General features: G+C 65.6%; 14 protein-coding genes. 3 read left to right on the top strand and 11 right to left on the bottom strand.

The genetic code is table 11. From position 1 onward, the window contains the following. Positions 1 to 10 precede the first annotated feature (10 nt). The 3 genes from ACEN9K_RS11880 (at position 11) to ACEN9K_RS11870 (ending at position 2039) form a co-directional block, all read left to right on the top strand. Entirely contained in the window at positions 11 to 484 is a 474-nt protein-coding gene (locus ACEN9K_RS11880; protein WP_018771105.1) for an NfeD family protein, read from the top strand. Positions 485 to 506: 22 nt separating this feature from the next. Further along, positions 507 to 1448: an SPFH domain-containing protein gene (locus tag ACEN9K_RS11875; RefSeq protein ID WP_018771106.1), complete on the top strand. Its 942-nt coding sequence runs from the start codon at positions 507 to 509 to the stop codon at positions 1446 to 1448. 243 nt (positions 1449 to 1691) lie between these two features. Continuing rightward, positions 1692 to 2039: an RNA polymerase-binding protein RbpA gene (locus tag ACEN9K_RS11870; RefSeq protein ID WP_026266052.1), complete on the top strand. Its 348-nt coding sequence runs from the start codon at positions 1692 to 1694 to the stop codon at positions 2037 to 2039. Positions 2040 to 2138: 99 nt separating this feature from the next. Here ACEN9K_RS11870 and ACEN9K_RS11865 read toward each other — a convergent pair whose 3' ends face one another. From ACEN9K_RS11865 to prcA, 11 genes are all read right to left on the bottom strand, one after another. Then, entirely contained in the window at positions 2139 to 2882 is a 744-nt protein-coding gene (locus ACEN9K_RS11865; protein ID WP_018771108.1) for a polyprenol monophosphomannose synthase, read from the bottom strand. 94 nt (positions 2883 to 2976) lie between these two features. Further along, positions 2977 to 4644, bottom strand: coding sequence for an amidohydrolase (locus ACEN9K_RS11860; protein WP_495634453.1), 1668 nt, complete (start codon positions 4642 to 4644; stop codon positions 2977 to 2979). Positions 4645 to 4702: 58 nt separating this feature from the next. Next, the gene (locus tag ACEN9K_RS11855) at positions 4703 to 7627 is read right to left on the bottom strand and encodes a DEAD/DEAH box helicase (protein WP_495634452.1); all 2925 of its coding nucleotides are present in this window, start codon (positions 7625 to 7627) and stop codon (positions 4703 to 4705) included. A gap of 20 nt (positions 7628 to 7647) precedes the next feature. Then, positions 7648 to 8442, bottom strand: a complete 795-nt coding sequence (tatC, locus tag ACEN9K_RS11850) for a twin-arginine translocase subunit TatC (RefSeq protein ID WP_495634451.1) — start codon at positions 8440 to 8442, stop codon at positions 7648 to 7650. A 48-nt stretch (positions 8443 to 8490) separates the two neighbouring features. Next, positions 8491 to 8763 (bottom strand): Sec-independent protein translocase subunit TatA, encoded by a 273-nt coding sequence (gene tatA / locus ACEN9K_RS11845; protein WP_018771112.1) that lies wholly within the window; start codon positions 8761 to 8763, stop codon positions 8491 to 8493. Positions 8764 to 8795: 32 nt separating this feature from the next. Beyond that, complete coding sequence (locus tag ACEN9K_RS11840; protein ID WP_026266053.1) at positions 8796 to 9143, bottom strand: hypothetical protein; 348 nt, start codon at positions 9141 to 9143, stop codon at positions 8796 to 8798. Between the two features lie 10 nt (positions 9144 to 9153). Beyond that, positions 9154 to 11139 carry a helix-turn-helix transcriptional regulator gene (locus ACEN9K_RS11835; protein WP_495634450.1) on the bottom strand — a complete coding sequence of 662 codons (1986 nt, stop codon included), beginning with the start codon at positions 11137 to 11139 and terminating at the stop codon, positions 9154 to 9156. 103 nt (positions 11140 to 11242) lie between these two features. Further along, a complete protein-coding gene (locus ACEN9K_RS11830; RefSeq protein WP_018771115.1) occupies positions 11243 to 11638 on the bottom strand; it encodes an FKBP-type peptidyl-prolyl cis-trans isomerase in 396 nt (131 codons plus the stop codon). 64 nt (positions 11639 to 11702) lie between these two features. After that, complete coding sequence (locus tag ACEN9K_RS11825; protein WP_134164732.1) at positions 11703 to 12671, bottom strand: FKBP-type peptidyl-prolyl cis-trans isomerase; 969 nt, start codon at positions 12669 to 12671, stop codon at positions 11703 to 11705. Between the two features lie 115 nt (positions 12672 to 12786). Further along, entirely contained in the window at positions 12787 to 14151 is a 1365-nt protein-coding gene (gene pafA / locus ACEN9K_RS11820; protein ID WP_056390354.1) for a Pup--protein ligase, read from the bottom strand. A 9-nt stretch (positions 14152 to 14160) separates the two neighbouring features. Continuing rightward, entirely contained in the window at positions 14161 to 14871 is a 711-nt protein-coding gene (gene prcA / locus ACEN9K_RS11815; protein WP_018771118.1) for a proteasome subunit alpha, read from the bottom strand.

The following is a 14871-nucleotide window of genomic DNA, read 5'->3' as shown; positions in this document are numbered from 1 at the left end:
GGAAACAGGGATGTTCGAGTGGCTTGGCGAAAACTGGTGGGCATTGTGGCTCACGGCTTTCCTGGCGTTTGCGGTGATCGAGATGATCACCCTTGACCTGTTTTTCATCATGCTCGGCGGCGGATCCCTTGCCGCACTGGTTGCCGATTTCGCCGGTGCAGAGCCCTGGCTCCAGGTGGTGGTCTTCTGCGTGGTGTCCCTGCTCATGGTTGCCTTCGTCCGGCCGGTAGCCCTTTCGCATCTCAAGAAGGGGCCGGCCGAACAGCGGACCAACGTGGACCGGCTGATCGGTGAACCGGCCGTCGTGATGGAGGCCGTGACCGCCGACGGCGGACTGGTGAAAATCGGCGGCGATATTTGGAGTGCGCGCTCCGCGGCGGGAATCCTTCCCGCTGGCCAGAAAGTGGTGGTGGCGGCCATCGACGGCGCCACAGCAGTAGTTTCGGCACCGCCGCCGGCGGCTGCCGGTCCGGATACAGCCTGACAATTGGGGAACAAGGAGTTGTATGGAAAACGCAGGCGGAACCGCACTGGCCATTGTGCTGGTGGTTCTGATCGTCTTTGTCATCATAGTTTTGGTCCGGTCCGTCCGGATTATTCCGCAGGCCCGTGCCGGCGTCGTGGAACGGCTCGGGAAGTACCAGCGCACGCTTAACCCCGGGCTGACGATCCTCATCCCGTTCGTGGACCGGCTGCTGCCGCTGCTGGACCTGCGGGAACAGGTGGTGTCCTTTCCGCCGCAGCCGGTCATCACCGAAGACAACCTGGTGGTCTCCATCGATACGGTGGTCTACTTCCAGGTCACCGATCCCCGCGCAGCCACGTATGAAATCGCCAACTACATCCAGGCCGTGGAGCAGCTCACCACCACCACCCTCCGCAATGTGGTGGGTGGACTGAACCTGGAGGAGGCCCTGACCTCCCGCGACCAGATCAACGGACAGCTTCGGGGAGTCCTCGATGAGGCCACGGGCCGCTGGGGAATCCGCGTCTCGCGGGTGGAACTGAAGGCCATCGATCCGCCCCACTCCATCCAGGACTCCATGGAGAAGCAGATGCGGGCCGAACGCGACCGGCGCGCTGCCATCCTCACCGCGGAGGGGACCAAGCAGTCAGCCATCCTCACCGCGGAGGGCCAGCGGCAGGCGTCCATCCTCGCCGCGGAAGGCGAAGCCAAGGCCGCCATCCTCCGTGCGGACGGGGAGGCGCAGGCCATCCAGAAGGTCTTCGACGCCATCCACAAGGGAAACCCGGACCAGAAACTGCTGGCCTACCAGTACCTCCAGACGCTGCCCAAGTTGGCTGAGGGCTCGGCCAACAAGCTCTGGATCATCCCGAGTGAAGTTGGGGAAGCCCTGAAGGGAATCGGCAACGCCCTTGGCGGCACCAGCGCGGAGCCTGCCGGCGGACTTTTCGACGAGGCGCCCATCGAGCGCACGCAGCCCTAGGCTCTTGACCAAGACAGGGAGGGTTCAGTGGCTAGCCGCCGAACCCTCCCTGTTTTGGTGCAGACGTGTTAAAGCCCGTATAATTGGGTATTTGTCCGGCAGGAGAAGACCAGCTGGAACAACCAAGCTTCGCAATGCGTTGAATCTTATGATGCAGCACAGTGCACACACTAGTCCGGCGGCGCAACGTCGCCACCGGCTAACGCGGAGATTTCATCCGCGAACCGATCAGAGGGAGAAATCATGAGCGATCGCAGCCTGCGGGGCATGCGCCTTGGTGCGCAGAGCATGGAGACCGAGTCCGGAGTTGAGCCGGCTCCGCGCCAGCGGGTCGAATACCGTTGCGCAGATGGCGAGCAGGTTTTCGTCACGTTCTCCTCCGAGGCGGAAATTCCTCCGGTGTGGGTCTCCAAGACCGGCAAGGAAGCGCTCCTGGTTGACGGCGAAAAGCCGGACACCAGCAATGACAAGGCAGTCCGCACGCACTGGGACATGCTGCTGGAACGCCGCTCGCTTCCTGAACTTGAACAGATCCTCGAGGACCGCCTGACCATCCTGCGGGAGCGCCGCGGAGAGCGCCGCTCGGCATAAGGCCAGCCGAAAAAAAGGGGGCGGCCCCGCACTTTGGTGCGGGGCCGCCCCCTTTTTCCTGTGTCCGCAGAAGGCCGCGGAGGGCGCCCCAGGGAAAAACTACGGCTGCTTGTTCTTCAGCCTGCCGGTCAAGGTGTTCCAGCGGGCGGCCAGTCCCCACCGGGTGACGTTGACCATCGCTTCGACGACGATGTTGCCGCTCATCTTGGAGGCGCCCAGTTCGCGCTCAACGAAGGTGATGGGGCGCTCCTCGATGCGCAGGCCCAGTTTGGCCACGCGCCACGCCAGGTCCACCTGGAAGCCGTAGCCCACGGAATCCACCTGGTCCAGGTTGAGCTTTTCCAGGGTGGTCCTGCGGAAGGCGCGGTAGCCGCCGGTGACGTCCTTGATCCGCAGGCCCAGCATCAGCCGGGCGTAGGTGCTGCCCACCCGGGAGATCGCCTGGCGGTACAGCGGCCAGTTGACCACGCTGCCGCCGGGAACCCAGCGCGAGCCCATGGCCAGGTCCGCGCCCTGGTCCACGGCTTCCAACAGCTGGGGAAGCTGTTCGGGCTGATGTGAGCCGTCGGCGTCCATTTCCACCAGGACGTCGTATCCGGCGTCCAGGCCCCACCGAAAACCGGCGATGTAGGCGGCGCCCAGGCCTTCCTTGCCCTTGCGGTGCAGGACGTGGACCTGGGAGTCCTCGGCGGCGAAGCCGTCGGCAAGCTGGCCGGTGCCGTCAGGGCTGTTGTCATCAACCACCAGCACGTCCGACGCCGGAACGGCCTTCCGAAGGCGCTGGAGCGTCTTGGGCAGCGATTCCAGTTCGTTGTAGGTGGGAATGATCGTAAGGACGCGCACGAAGGGCCTTTCCTGGTGGAGGTGGTCGGAGCACCTGATGCCGGGCTGGCCGGCGGCGGGCGCAACTCCCCATTATAGGGCGGAGGATTATGGGTCAGGAACGCAGGGCCGGGCTGGCGTAGAGTTCGGCACCGTCTTTCACGGTCTGCAGGCATACCGGGTCGGAGCCTGTGTCCAGTGCGGGCAGCAGTGGGGTCCTGGCCCGCGGATCGGTGCTCCATGACTGCACCCTGCCGTCAGCCACCTGGACCATCAGCTCCTCCACCTCCCAGACGGCGAAACTGGCCGGTGCGCCGGGAACCAGTTGCCCGGCCATGGGGTTGGCGTGCCGTGCGGCCCTCCAGCCCGCACGGGTGTGTCCCAGGAACGCTGCGCGCGCGGAAATGCGCTGGTCCTCGTTGTGGTGTTCCACACAGGCACGCACGCTGGACCAGGGCCGGAGGGGCGTGACCGGGCTGTCGCTGCCGAAACAGACAGGAACCCCGGCTGAATAGAAGGCAGCGAAAGGGTTCATCGACCGGCTCCGCTCCCCCAGCCTCTGCTCATAGAGGCCCCCGGCTCCGCCCCACGCTGCGTCGAAGGACGGTTGGGCGCTGACGGTCACCGAGTAGTGCGCCAGCCTTGCCACGGCCGCGGCATCAGCCATCTCCACGTGCTCGAAGCGGTGGCCCGCCGCCCGCACCCGCTGCTCCCCGACTTCCTTGGCCGCCACGTCCAGCGCCTCCAGCGCGGCGTCCAGCCCGGCGTCGCCAATCACATGGAAACCGCCCTGGATCCCGGCAAGGGAGCAGGCGGCAAGGTGGGCAGCCGCCTGGTCGACGCTGAGGTACAGGCTGCCGCGTTCCTGCCCGGCATCGCTGTAGCCGGCGCGCAAGGCGGCGGTCCTGGAACCCAGCGACCCGTCGATGTTCAAATCCCCCGCCAGTCCGCGGACGCCGGCACCAAGCTGCTCCACAAGGGTCCGGGCCTGCGCCTCGGACGAAACCAGCTCCCCCCAGTACGGCAGCACCTCCGGAAAGCGCGCCGCGTCCTTGGCGGCGTCGTTCCATCCTGCGGCCAGCCTCAGGTCCTCAGCCCCCCCGATGTGCTGTGCGCCCATTTCGGCCAGCGCAACGTACCCGTTCGCCGCAGCCTCCGCCAGGGCACGGGCCTGGTGCCGCTTCAGCACGTCCTGGGGCAGCTGCCGGGTTGCCAGCCGCGCTGCGTCGTGGGCTGCCCGCGTGACCCGGGCGCCGCCGTCGTACCCGTCCTTGCCGCGAAGGTCCGCGGAGTGTACAAGGGACGTCGAAACCAGGGCCGAGTGCACGTCAACCCGGGAAAGGTAGACCGGGCGGCCCCCTGACGCCCGCTCCAGTTCCTCGGCACTGGGCAGGGCGGAGTCCGCCCACCTGGTTTCGTCCCAGCCGTGGCCGAGCACCGGCCCTTTCCCTCCAGCCGCGGCGACGGCGTCCAGCAGCGCGCGTGCCGACGTGGCCGTGCCCAGTTGCAGCGATTCCAGGGCGATCCCGGTTTCCGTCAGGTGGATGTGCGAGTCGACGAAGCCGGGTGCAACCAGGGCGCCACGGAGGTCGATGATCTCCATGGAACTGTCTGCGATGGAGGATGCGGCCTGCTCAGATCCAACCCAGGCAACGGTGCCGCCGTCCACCAGCATGGCCGTTGCGAATGGATCCGCCGCGGTGTAAACGGACCCATTGCGGTACAGGACCGGGGCGGGCCGGGAGACGGCATCAGACTGGGAAGTGGCATCGGGGCGCGGCATGGGGGCAGACTCCTGGGGTGTGGGCGTGCCGGCGTGGGCCGGCGGGGTGTCATCGGGGCTAAAGGACGGAAGAATATGCCACGACGCCGCGGCGGATGAGGTTGATCGCTTCGGCGCAGAGCCGTGCCAGCCGCGGGTCCAGTCCGGGGATCTTGGCAAGCTGGTCCAGAAGGTCCACCACCTGCTTCACCCAGCGGACAAAGTCGCCCGCGGCAAGATCGGTGCCGCTGAGGACATCCTGCAGATGGCGGCCACGGGCCCATTTATACAGCGGCCAGACAAGTCCCAGTTCAGGCTCACCGGTCAGGGGGAGCTTGTGTTCCTCTTCCACATCCTCAAGGACGGACCATTCCTTCACCACTGTGTCGACGGCGGTCTCAAGGGAGACGCTGGGCATGCGCGGCCTCAGGCCCCGGTCCTCGCGTTTGGCCTGGTAGACCAGTACGCTGGCCAGCGCGGCAACTTCGGCGGCGTCGAGGTCATTGAATGCGCCCAGCCGCAAAGACTGCGAGATCAACAGGTCCTTCTCGCCGTATATCCTGCGCAGCCGCTGGCCGTCCGCGCTGATATTCAGCCGGCCGTCTCCCGCGTCTTCCAGGTAACCGTAGACGGACAGGACGTCGCAGACCCGGTCGAAGGTTTTGGCAATGGTGTTGGTGCGGCCCTGGATCTGGCGGACCAGGCCGTCCGTTTCGCGCCTTAGCTTCCACCAGCGCTCCGACCACCGGGCATGGTCTTCGCGTTCGCTGCACCCATGGCACGGGTGTGCCTTCAGGGCCCGGCGAAGATCCGCAATGCGCCTTTCCTGGTTGGGCAAGGCAGCGGCCCGGCCGAAGTCATGGTTGCGGTTCTGCCCCGGGGCGGGCGGACGGTTCTCACGCAGCGCGTTCCGGACAGAGGACGCCAGGTCCCTGCGGGACTTGGGCACCTTCGCGTTGAAGGACTTGGGGATGCGGACCCGGGTAACCGGCGCGATGGGACCCTCGAGGTCGTCAGCGCCAATCCTGCGCAGCTGGTTGTCCAGCGTCAGCACGGCCGGCCGCGGCTCGCGGCTGGCGTGGTCCGAACTAAGGACGACGGCGGGCCCGGGGGCACGGCCACCGGGAACGTTCACCACGTCCCCAGGCAGGAGCCGCGCCAGTGAATCGTCGCAAAGGGACTTCCGGACGCGGGACTTGGTCCGGGACGTGGCGTTCTCGGCGTCGGAAAGTTCCCTGCGCAGCCGCGCATACTCGGTGAAGTCACCCAGGTGGCAGGTCATCGATTTTGCGTAGCCGGCCAGGGATTCCTCGCGGCTGCGCACCTGGCGGGCCAGGCCCACCACGGAGCGGTCCGCCTGGAACTGGGCGAAGGAAGACTCGAGGATCTCGCGGGCCCTGGCCCGGCCAAACTGCGCCAGCAGGTTGATGCTCATGTTGTAGGTGGGCCGGAAACTGGAATTCAGCGGGTAGGTGCGCCGCGATGCCAGTCCCGCGACCGCCGTCGGGTCTGTACCGGGCTGCCACAGCACCACGGCGTGGCCCTCAACATCGATGCCTCGCCGGCCCGCACGGCCGGTGAGCTGGGTGTACTCCCCTGCGGTGATGTCCACATGCGCTTCGCCGTTGAACTTGTCCAGCTTTTCCAGCACCACGGACCGGGCAGGCATGTTGACGCCCAGCGCAAGGGTTTCCGTGGCGAAGACAGCTTTGACCAGGCCATCGGCAAAGAGTTTCTCGACTACCTCCTTGAAGGTCGGCAGCATTCCGGCATGGTGGGCCGCGAACCCCCGGAGCAATCCGTCGCGCCAGGTCCAAAAGCCCAGGACGTCAAGGTCGTCGGCCGGGATGTCCTGCCCCGCCTCGTCAACACGCTGGGCGATGATCCGCTGCTCTGTTTCGGTGGTGAGCCAGAGGCCGGACGAGACACACTGGGCCACGGCAGCCTCACAGCCCGCGCGGGAAAAGATGAAGGTGATGGCAGGCAGCAGGTCCATCCGGTCCAGGCTGGCGATGACCTGGGGGCGGCTGGCGGGGCGCACTCCCGTGTTCTCGCCGCCCCGGGCGGGGCGGTCGTTTCCGCGCCGGCCGCGCTGGCCCCTTCCGCCGGGGCCGGGCCTGCTGCGGAAGCTCTGCCGCATCTCGCTCTGGGCCACTGCCAGCAGGTCCGGGTTGACGTCGAAACCACGTCCCTTGCCGGCGTCGTGGGATGTGCCGGACGCGGCCGGCTGCAGGTCGTCTTCCTCCACGGGCGGAGCGATCTCGTCGAAGGTGGTTTCTCCGGCAAACAGGTCCATGATCCGTCGGCCCACCATGACGTGCTGCCACAGCGGCACCGGGCGGTGCTCGGAGACGATGATGTCTGTGTCGCCGCGGACGGTGTCCAGCCAGGCCCCGAATTCCTCGGCATTTGAAACGGTTGCACTCAGTGAGGCGACCTGGACCTCGCTGGGCAGGTGGATGATGACTTCCTCCCAGACAGCCCCGCGGAACCGGTCGGCGAGGTAGTGCACCTCATCCATGACCACGTAGCCGAGGTCGCCCAGAGTGGCCGAATCAGCGTAGAGCATGTTCCGCAGGACTTCGGTGGTCATGACCACCACCTGGGCATCCCCGTTGATGCTGGTGTCGCCGGTCAGGAGGCCCACATTGTCCGCACCATATTTAGCGGTGAGTTCACTGAACTTCTGGTTGCTGAGCGCCTTGATGGGTGTGGTGTAGAAGGCTTTCAGTCCCCGCTGCAGCGCGAGGTAGATGGCGAACTCCCCCACGATGGTCTTCCCGGCACCGGTAGGGGCAGCCACCAGGACTCCCTTGCCTTGCTGCAGGGAAAGACAGGCCTGCCGTTGAAAGTCGTCAAGCTCGAAGTCCAGGGTCCGGATAAACGCCCCGAGGTAGGTGGCGGCCTCGGCCCGGCGTTCGGCGCTGGCACGGTACCTCTCGGCCGGCGACATTTCTTCAGGATCGATGGGCCCGGCGGAGAAGGGTCCGGTGGTGGAGGACATACCCCAAGCCTAACGGCAGGCTAGAGCTTCTTCAGTTCACTGCTGGGGGTTGCGACGTCCGCTGTGGCCTCGGTTTCCTCGACCTGCCGGGCCTGGCGGCGGTCGCGGCGCTTGTCGTTCATGATGCAGATGCCGATTGCCGCGAAGAACAGCACCAGCAGCGGTCCGGCAAGCATGAACATCGAAATCGCATCCGCGCCCGGCGCGGCAATGGCGGCCAGGACGAAGACCAGGAAGACTGTAATGCGCCAGGCCTTGAGGATGGTGTGGCCGGATACGAGCCCGGCCATGTTGACGCCCACCAGCACTACGGGCACCAGGAAGGCCAGGCCCAGCATGAGCACCATCCGGGTGACGAACTCGATGTAGGTCCGCGCATCGATGACGCTGGAGGAGCCTGCCGGGGTGAACTGGGTCAGCGCGTGGACCACCTGCGGCACCACGAGCCACCCCACCCAGATTCCGGCCAGGAAGAGCGGGATGGCAGCAGCCATGTAGCCCAGCGTGTAGCGCCGTTCCTTCGACGTCAGCCCGGGCGTGATGAAGGCCCAGAGCTGGTAGATCCAGATGGGGCTGGAGATGACGGCGCCAATGAGGAGCGACATCTGGAGCTTGAAGTCGAACGGTGATGCGATGGTCCCGAAGTTGATGGCGGCAAGGCCGCCGGTCTCATCGGAAATGCGGTTAACCGGTTCGGCCAAGGCCTTCAGCAGCGGATCGTAAAGTATCCAGCCCCCAATGCCGCCAATGACGACGCCGATGGCCGACTTGATCAGCCGGTTCTTCAGCTCCTTGAGGTGCTCCCAAAGTGACATCCGCCCCTCGGGATTGGCTTTACGGGCCCGCGACAGTGCCACGGGAGGTCAGGCGCGGGTCGACGGCGGAACGTCAGTGCCGTCTGTCGGCTCACCGGGCTTCGCCTTGGGGTGGTTCACGATGGTGCCTTCCACCGGACCGTTTGCGTCGGTGGTGTCGGCCTTGCCGTCGTTCTTCATTTCCTTCACCTCGGACTTGATGATCCGCATGGACTGTCCCAGGCTGCGGGCCATGGCCGGAAGCTTGGGTGCGGCGAAGAGAAGCAAAGCTACAACGATAATGATTACGATCGGCCAGGGGCCGTCAAAGAGTCTTCCCACGGGAAATCCTTTCCTCTAAGTACATCCTACTTCTATGTGAAGTCGAGATCTCCGAGCGCCTGCGGCTGGCCCCGGTCCTTTTTACGCTGCACTCGCCGACGGCGGCGTTCCTCGCGCCGGGCCCATTTGGATGCCTCGTAATCATGTCGCATGACGGCGGGCGAGGCAAAAACGGCAGAACCCGGCAGGGGCCCGGACGGATCCGCGGGTTCACCCGCTACCTCGACCGGGCTCAGGTGTCCCAGCTTTTCGCCCGCTGCAGCGAGGTCCTTCACCGTGGCCATGAACTGTCGGAAGAGACGGATGCCCAGCAGGACATAGAACAGCAGGGCAACGGCGACAAGCGCCACCCATATGAGAATCCAGGACCACCAAGGCATGGTGAGAAGTCTATCGGTCGTAGCTGGCCAGCGAGGCCGCAAGCCAGTCCCGCGCGGCGGAAGCCAGCTCCGCAGGGGCCAGAATCCGGGCTGAACCGCCATGCTGGGCCACGAACATCGGCAGCCACGCCGTGTTGCCGAACCGGATCTCTGCCACCAGGCCGCCGTCGGGCAACTCCGCGGTACGCTCCGCGTAGTAGTCCTCCGCCAGCCCCCTCCCCTGCCGGGTGAGCTGGACGGTGACGGTGGTGTCGTCGTCGTTCGCGGTGAAAAGCTTGGCCGGGACCCCGCCCTCCGGTATCCCGTGCGGGGCGGCAGGTGCTCCGTTGGGGTGAACGTCCTGTACCCGGTCCAGGCGGAAGTTCCGCAGCCCGTCCACCAGGTGGCACCAGGCTTCGAAGTACCAGGTGTTGTCCAGGGAATACAGCCGCAGCGGGTCAACGTCGCGCTCGGTGACGGCGTCACGCTGGGGTGAAAGGTAGGTCAGGTGGAGCTGGGAGCGGGTCTCGATGGCCTGGCGGACCGTGGCATGGGTTGCGGCGTCGGCAGGTGCAACCTCCGGCCCGGCAATGGAGGCAGCTTGCAGCCCTTCCTCGCCTGCGGCCGCCAGGAGCTTCAAGGTAACCGACTCCAGCGCGCCGCCGCCGGGAAGGTCCGGCAGGCCGTTGAGCGTTTCAAGACCTGTCAGCAAAGCGCATGCCTCCGCCACGGTAAACCGGACAGGTTTCTTCAGGTCAAGGTCCTGGGTAATGAAGACGTGGTCGTCTTCCCATTGGATATCGAGCAGGTCGTCCGGATAACCCTCCGGCAGCCCGGAGCAGATGAGGATCCGGAGGTCTGCCTCGAGCTCTTCACGGGTGACGCCGAAGTGCTTTGCGACGTCCTGGATGTGCAGCCCCTGGTTGTGGACCAGGAAGGGGACCAACTGCAGCATGCGCTTGAGCTGGTCCTCAGACGTTCCCTTCCGGGCGGTCCGGGCACGGGCATCGGCGAACGTGTAGTCGGGGACAGGTGCGTCGCTGAACGCGGCCGCTGCCTGGAGCCTGCGCCTCACGGCGGCAGCAAGTTCAGCCGGTTCCACTGCCAGGGCATCGGGTCCGTAGGAGGCCAGCTCTTCGGCAAGCACCTCCGGGTCCCGGTACTCGATGAAGAGCCTGTCGTAGCCCGCACCTGGCCGGCCTGTGGCCTGGTCCTGGGTGGCTTGAACAGCACGACGGCGGAGGGCCAGCAGGTGCCCCTCCTTGACGTCCACGACGGCGGTGCGCAGCGGCAGTTCCGGCAACAGGTCCAGCTCTGCGCGGATACTGAAGTCCACCGGCGGCGTGTACTGCTCCTTCGCCAATGTGGTCACGGCACTGGTGAAGCGCGACAGGCGGAAATGCCGGGGTGCCTCGCGTGCCCGGTCGTAGCCCATGAGGTACCACTGGCCGAAGCGGCTGCCCAGGCCCCAGGGCTCGACGGTGCGTTCCTCCTCTTTGCCGGTGGTGCCGGCGAGATACGTGAAAGTGACCGGATGCCGGGCGTGCATGGCGGCCACGATGTCATCAAAGGCCTGGCCGGCGGGTTTGATCCGGGGCTGGACCCCGGCCGGCAGTTCCACGTCCGCCATCCTGCCGGCGGCCTGGAGTTTGCGGAGCGCGCTTTGGGCGGCGGTGCCCAGTGCCGCGCGCTCCCATAATTGGGAGGCCAGCAGCAGGACGGTCCACTCGTCGGGCCCCAGCTGGACGTCCGGGAGCCGGTTGGACTCCTTGCCGATCCGGTACCTGGTGGTGGCGGGGTCGTCCTCGCTCCAGCCCACGTCCGTCAGTGTCTCCACGTCGAAGCCCATTGCCCGCAGGTCATTCTTGTCCCGCTCGAACATCCGTCCGAACGCAACGTCATTGCCGGAGGTGTCGTGGTAGACCTTTTCGCGCAGTTCGCTGCGGTGCAGCCCGTGGCGGGTGTTGAGCAGCGCAATCAGCAGGTTGAGGAGTCGTTCGGTGCGGGATAGGGACACGCTCGTTACGTTACTAAACTCCCCCGATGAAAGCAGAAAGCGCGGCAGTACCGGAGGAACTTCCTCCAGTACTGCAGCGCTCCCGGCTGTGTTGGCGCCTGGGTCAGCGCACTGCCACGAGGTCCACGACGAAGATAAGTGCCTCGTTGGGAGCAATCGCGCCACCGGCACCGCGCGAGCCATAGGCCAGCTCGGAGGGGATCTCCAGGCGGCGACGGCCACCGACCTTCATGCCCAGCAGGCCCTGGTCCCAGCCCTGGATGACCTGGCCGACGCCGACGCGGAAGTCCAGCGGTGCACCGCGGCCCCAGGAGGCGTCGAATTCCTCGCCTGTGGACCAGGCAACGCCGACGTAGTGGGTGGAGACGGTGTCCCCTGCCTTGGCTTCCCGGCCGTCACCCTCGATCAGGTCTGTGATGACGAGTTCCGTGGGGACGTCGCCCTCCGGAAAATCGATTTCGGGCTTCTGGCGGTCAAATTCCCGCTGTCCAAAAGACATGCTTGCTCCTATCCGTAAGTGCTGATGGGGTGCCGCGAGGGACGCGGCGTCCATGTAAGTCTTGCTACTTGACCCCGAGGATGTCCACTACGAAGACCAGGTCGCCCTTTGCCTGCCCCTGGCCGGCGTCGCCGTAGGCCAGGTCCTTGGGGATGACCAGCAGGACGCGGGACCCAACGGTCTTGCCGGCGAGGCCCTGGGTCCAGCCCTTGATGACCCCGGTCAGCGGGAAGGTGGCCGGCTGGCCGCGGTCGAAGCTGGAATCGAACTTGGTGCCGTCTGCCAGGTTGACGCCGACGTAGTTCACGGTCAGCGTGTCGGACTCCTTGACGGTGGCGCCGGAGCCCTTGATCAGGTCCTGGGACACGAGGGATGTGGGGGCAGCCGCACCGGCAACGTTGATTTCGGGAACGCCGTCTTTTTCAGTAATGGTCGGCAGCCCGGCCGGCGGCGTCACGGTTTCGCCCTGGGGCTTGTCCAGGACCGGGGTGGGATCGGATGCGGAGAGCACCTTGATGATCAGCAGCTGGGTGGGCCCGGCTTCCGGACTCGGGCTGGGGCTGGCGCCGTCGGAAGGGCTGGGGCTGGCCGATGCCGCGCTCTGCTGGCCGGGAACGGCCAGTGCAAGGCTGGATCCAACCTTGGCGCCCACGAAAGCGTTGTAGATGACTGCGCTGCTGGTCTTGAGCTCGTCATTCAGCTCCAGGCTTTCCGGCTCGTTGGGGAACGTATCCTCGAGCTGGGAGCCGTCCGTGCCGTTCAGGGCGAGGATGGAAATCTTGGCAACCTGGTTGGCCTTTACGGCGTCGCCCTTGCCCTCGGAAACCACTTTGATGGTTGGCTGGGTCACGGCCAGTGGCTTGTCAAAGTCCACGCCAGGGGCCTTCTTGTCCCCGTTGTCGGTCAGCTTGAGGGAGTCGAACTTTGCAGTCTCCCCGGCGGACTGGCTGCTGGGCTCTGGCTGGGAGGCGGTGCCTCCGCAGGCGGTCAGGAGCAGCAGGCCGGGAAGGAGGATTGCTAGTAGTCGGCGCACGTAGGAAAACTTTCGTCGGGGCAGGGTGAATACGACACTCCGCATGGCGGCGGAGCATGCCGTGAAGAGGTCCCGTTAAAAGGACCTTATCCAGAATAGACCCTGAAGCTGGACGTCAGCCCATAGAGTCCAGAAGCGCATCGACGCGCTCATCGACGCTGCGGAACGGATCCTTGCACAAGATCGTCTGGTGGGCGCGGTCGTTCAGTTTCAGGTGCACCCAGTCCACCGTGTAGTCGCGTCCCAACTCCTGCGCGCGGCGGACAAAGTCGCCGCGCAGCTTGGCCCTGGTGGTTTGCGGCGGCGCGTCCACCGCCCCCTTGATGACAGTGTCGTCCACGATGCGGCGGACCGCTCCACGGGATTGCAGCAGGTAGTAAAGTCCCCGGCTGCGGGAAATGTCGTGGTACGTCAGATCAAGCTGGGCAATGCGGGGCGCGTCCAGGCCAAGGCCGTGGCGTTCGCGGTAGTTATCCATCAGCTTCTTCTTGATGGCCCAGTCGATTTCGGTGTCAATGCCCTTGGTGTCACCGGATTCAATGGCATGCAGCGTCCGCTCCCACAGATCCAGGATCAGCGGTACATGCGGGTTGTGGGCGCCGTGTTCATTGACGAAGGCCGTCACCTTGGTGAGGTATTCCTGCTGGATTTCAAGGGCGGTGAGCTGGCGTCCATTGGCCAGGCGGACCAATGCCCGGCCACTGAGGTCGTGGGAGATCTCGCGGATGCTGCGGATGGGGTTTTCCATCCGCATGTCGCGCATGATCACGCCCGCTTCGATCATCCGAAGGACCAGGTCAACGGTTCCGACTTTCATCAGGGCGGTCGCCTCTGACATGTTCGAGTCGCCCACAATGACGTGCAGCCGCCGATAAAACTCCGCGTCCGCGTGCGGCTCGTCACGGGTGTTGATGATGGGCCGCGACCGTGTGGTGGCTGAGGACACTCCCTCCCAGATGTGGTCGGCCCGCTGGGAGAACGCATAGGTGGCGCCATGCGGCGTCTTCAGGATCTTTCCGGCGCCGGCGATGAGCTGGCGGGTGACCAGGAACGGGATCAGGATTTCGGCCAGGCGGGAGAATTCCCCACGGCGGGGAATGAGGTAGTTCTCGTGGCTGCCGTACGAGTTGCCCGCGGAGTCGGTGTTGTTCTTGAAAAGGTATACGGTGCCGTTGAAGCCCTCGGCCGCCAGCCGGGCCTGGGCCTCATCAACCAGGTCATCCAGGATGAGCTCACCCGCACGGTCATGGGCGATCAGCTGGGCGAGGTCGTCGCATTCGGCGGTGGCGTATTCCGGGTGGGATCCTACGTCGAGGTACAGCCGCGAACCGTTGGTGAGGAACACGTTGGACGAGCGCCCCCAGCTGACCACCTTTCGGAAGAGGTACCGGGCCACCTCTTCCGGGGCCAGCGGCCTCGAGTCGGGGCTCGAGTAAGAGATCCCGAACTCGGTTTCGATGCCGAAGATTCTCTTGTCCATGTCGTCCTCCTAGGCCAGCAGTGCTGTGATGTCCGCGTCGTTCAGCCTGCGGAAAGCACGCCGGGAGCCGCGGGAGCTTTCGGAAAGCCTGTCCAGAACTGCCACCTCGAGGGCGCCGGGCGGCAGAGGTGCTGCCGGCTGGTCACCCTCCTGGGCAGGCGTGAGACCCTTCAAAGCCAGCCGGACAGCGTCGGCGAAGCCCAGGGACGCCTGCCATCCTGCCTCGATGGTTGACGACACCTTGTCTGCCTGGCCGCCCATGACCACAAAGCTGTGCTCATCGGCGATGGAACCGTCGAAGGTCAGCCGGTACAGGTGGTCTTCGGCCTGCGTGGAGCCCACTTCGGCTACTGCCAGTTCCACTTCAAACGGCTTTTGCTCTGCGGTGAAGACGGCACCCAGGCTTTGGGCGTATACGCTCGCCAGGCCGCGGGCGGTGACGTCCTCGCGGTCATACGAGTACCCGCGGACGTCGGCATAGCGGACGCCGGCCTGGCGCAGGCTTTCGAATTCGTTGTACTTGCCCACGGCGGCGAACGCGATCTTGTCGTAGATTTCGCCGATCTTGTGCAGGGACGGCGATGGGTTCTCGGCGACGAGTGCGATGCCGTCGGCGCAGCTGATGACAACCACCGACCGGCCGCGGGCGATGCCCTTCCGCGCGAAATCCGCGCGGTCCTTCATCAGCTGTTCGGGCGAGACATAAAACTGCTGGGTCAT

The organism is Pseudarthrobacter sp. Pseusp20, from assembly GCF_059492155.1.
This window is presented reverse-complemented; position numbering and strand designations above follow the sequence as displayed.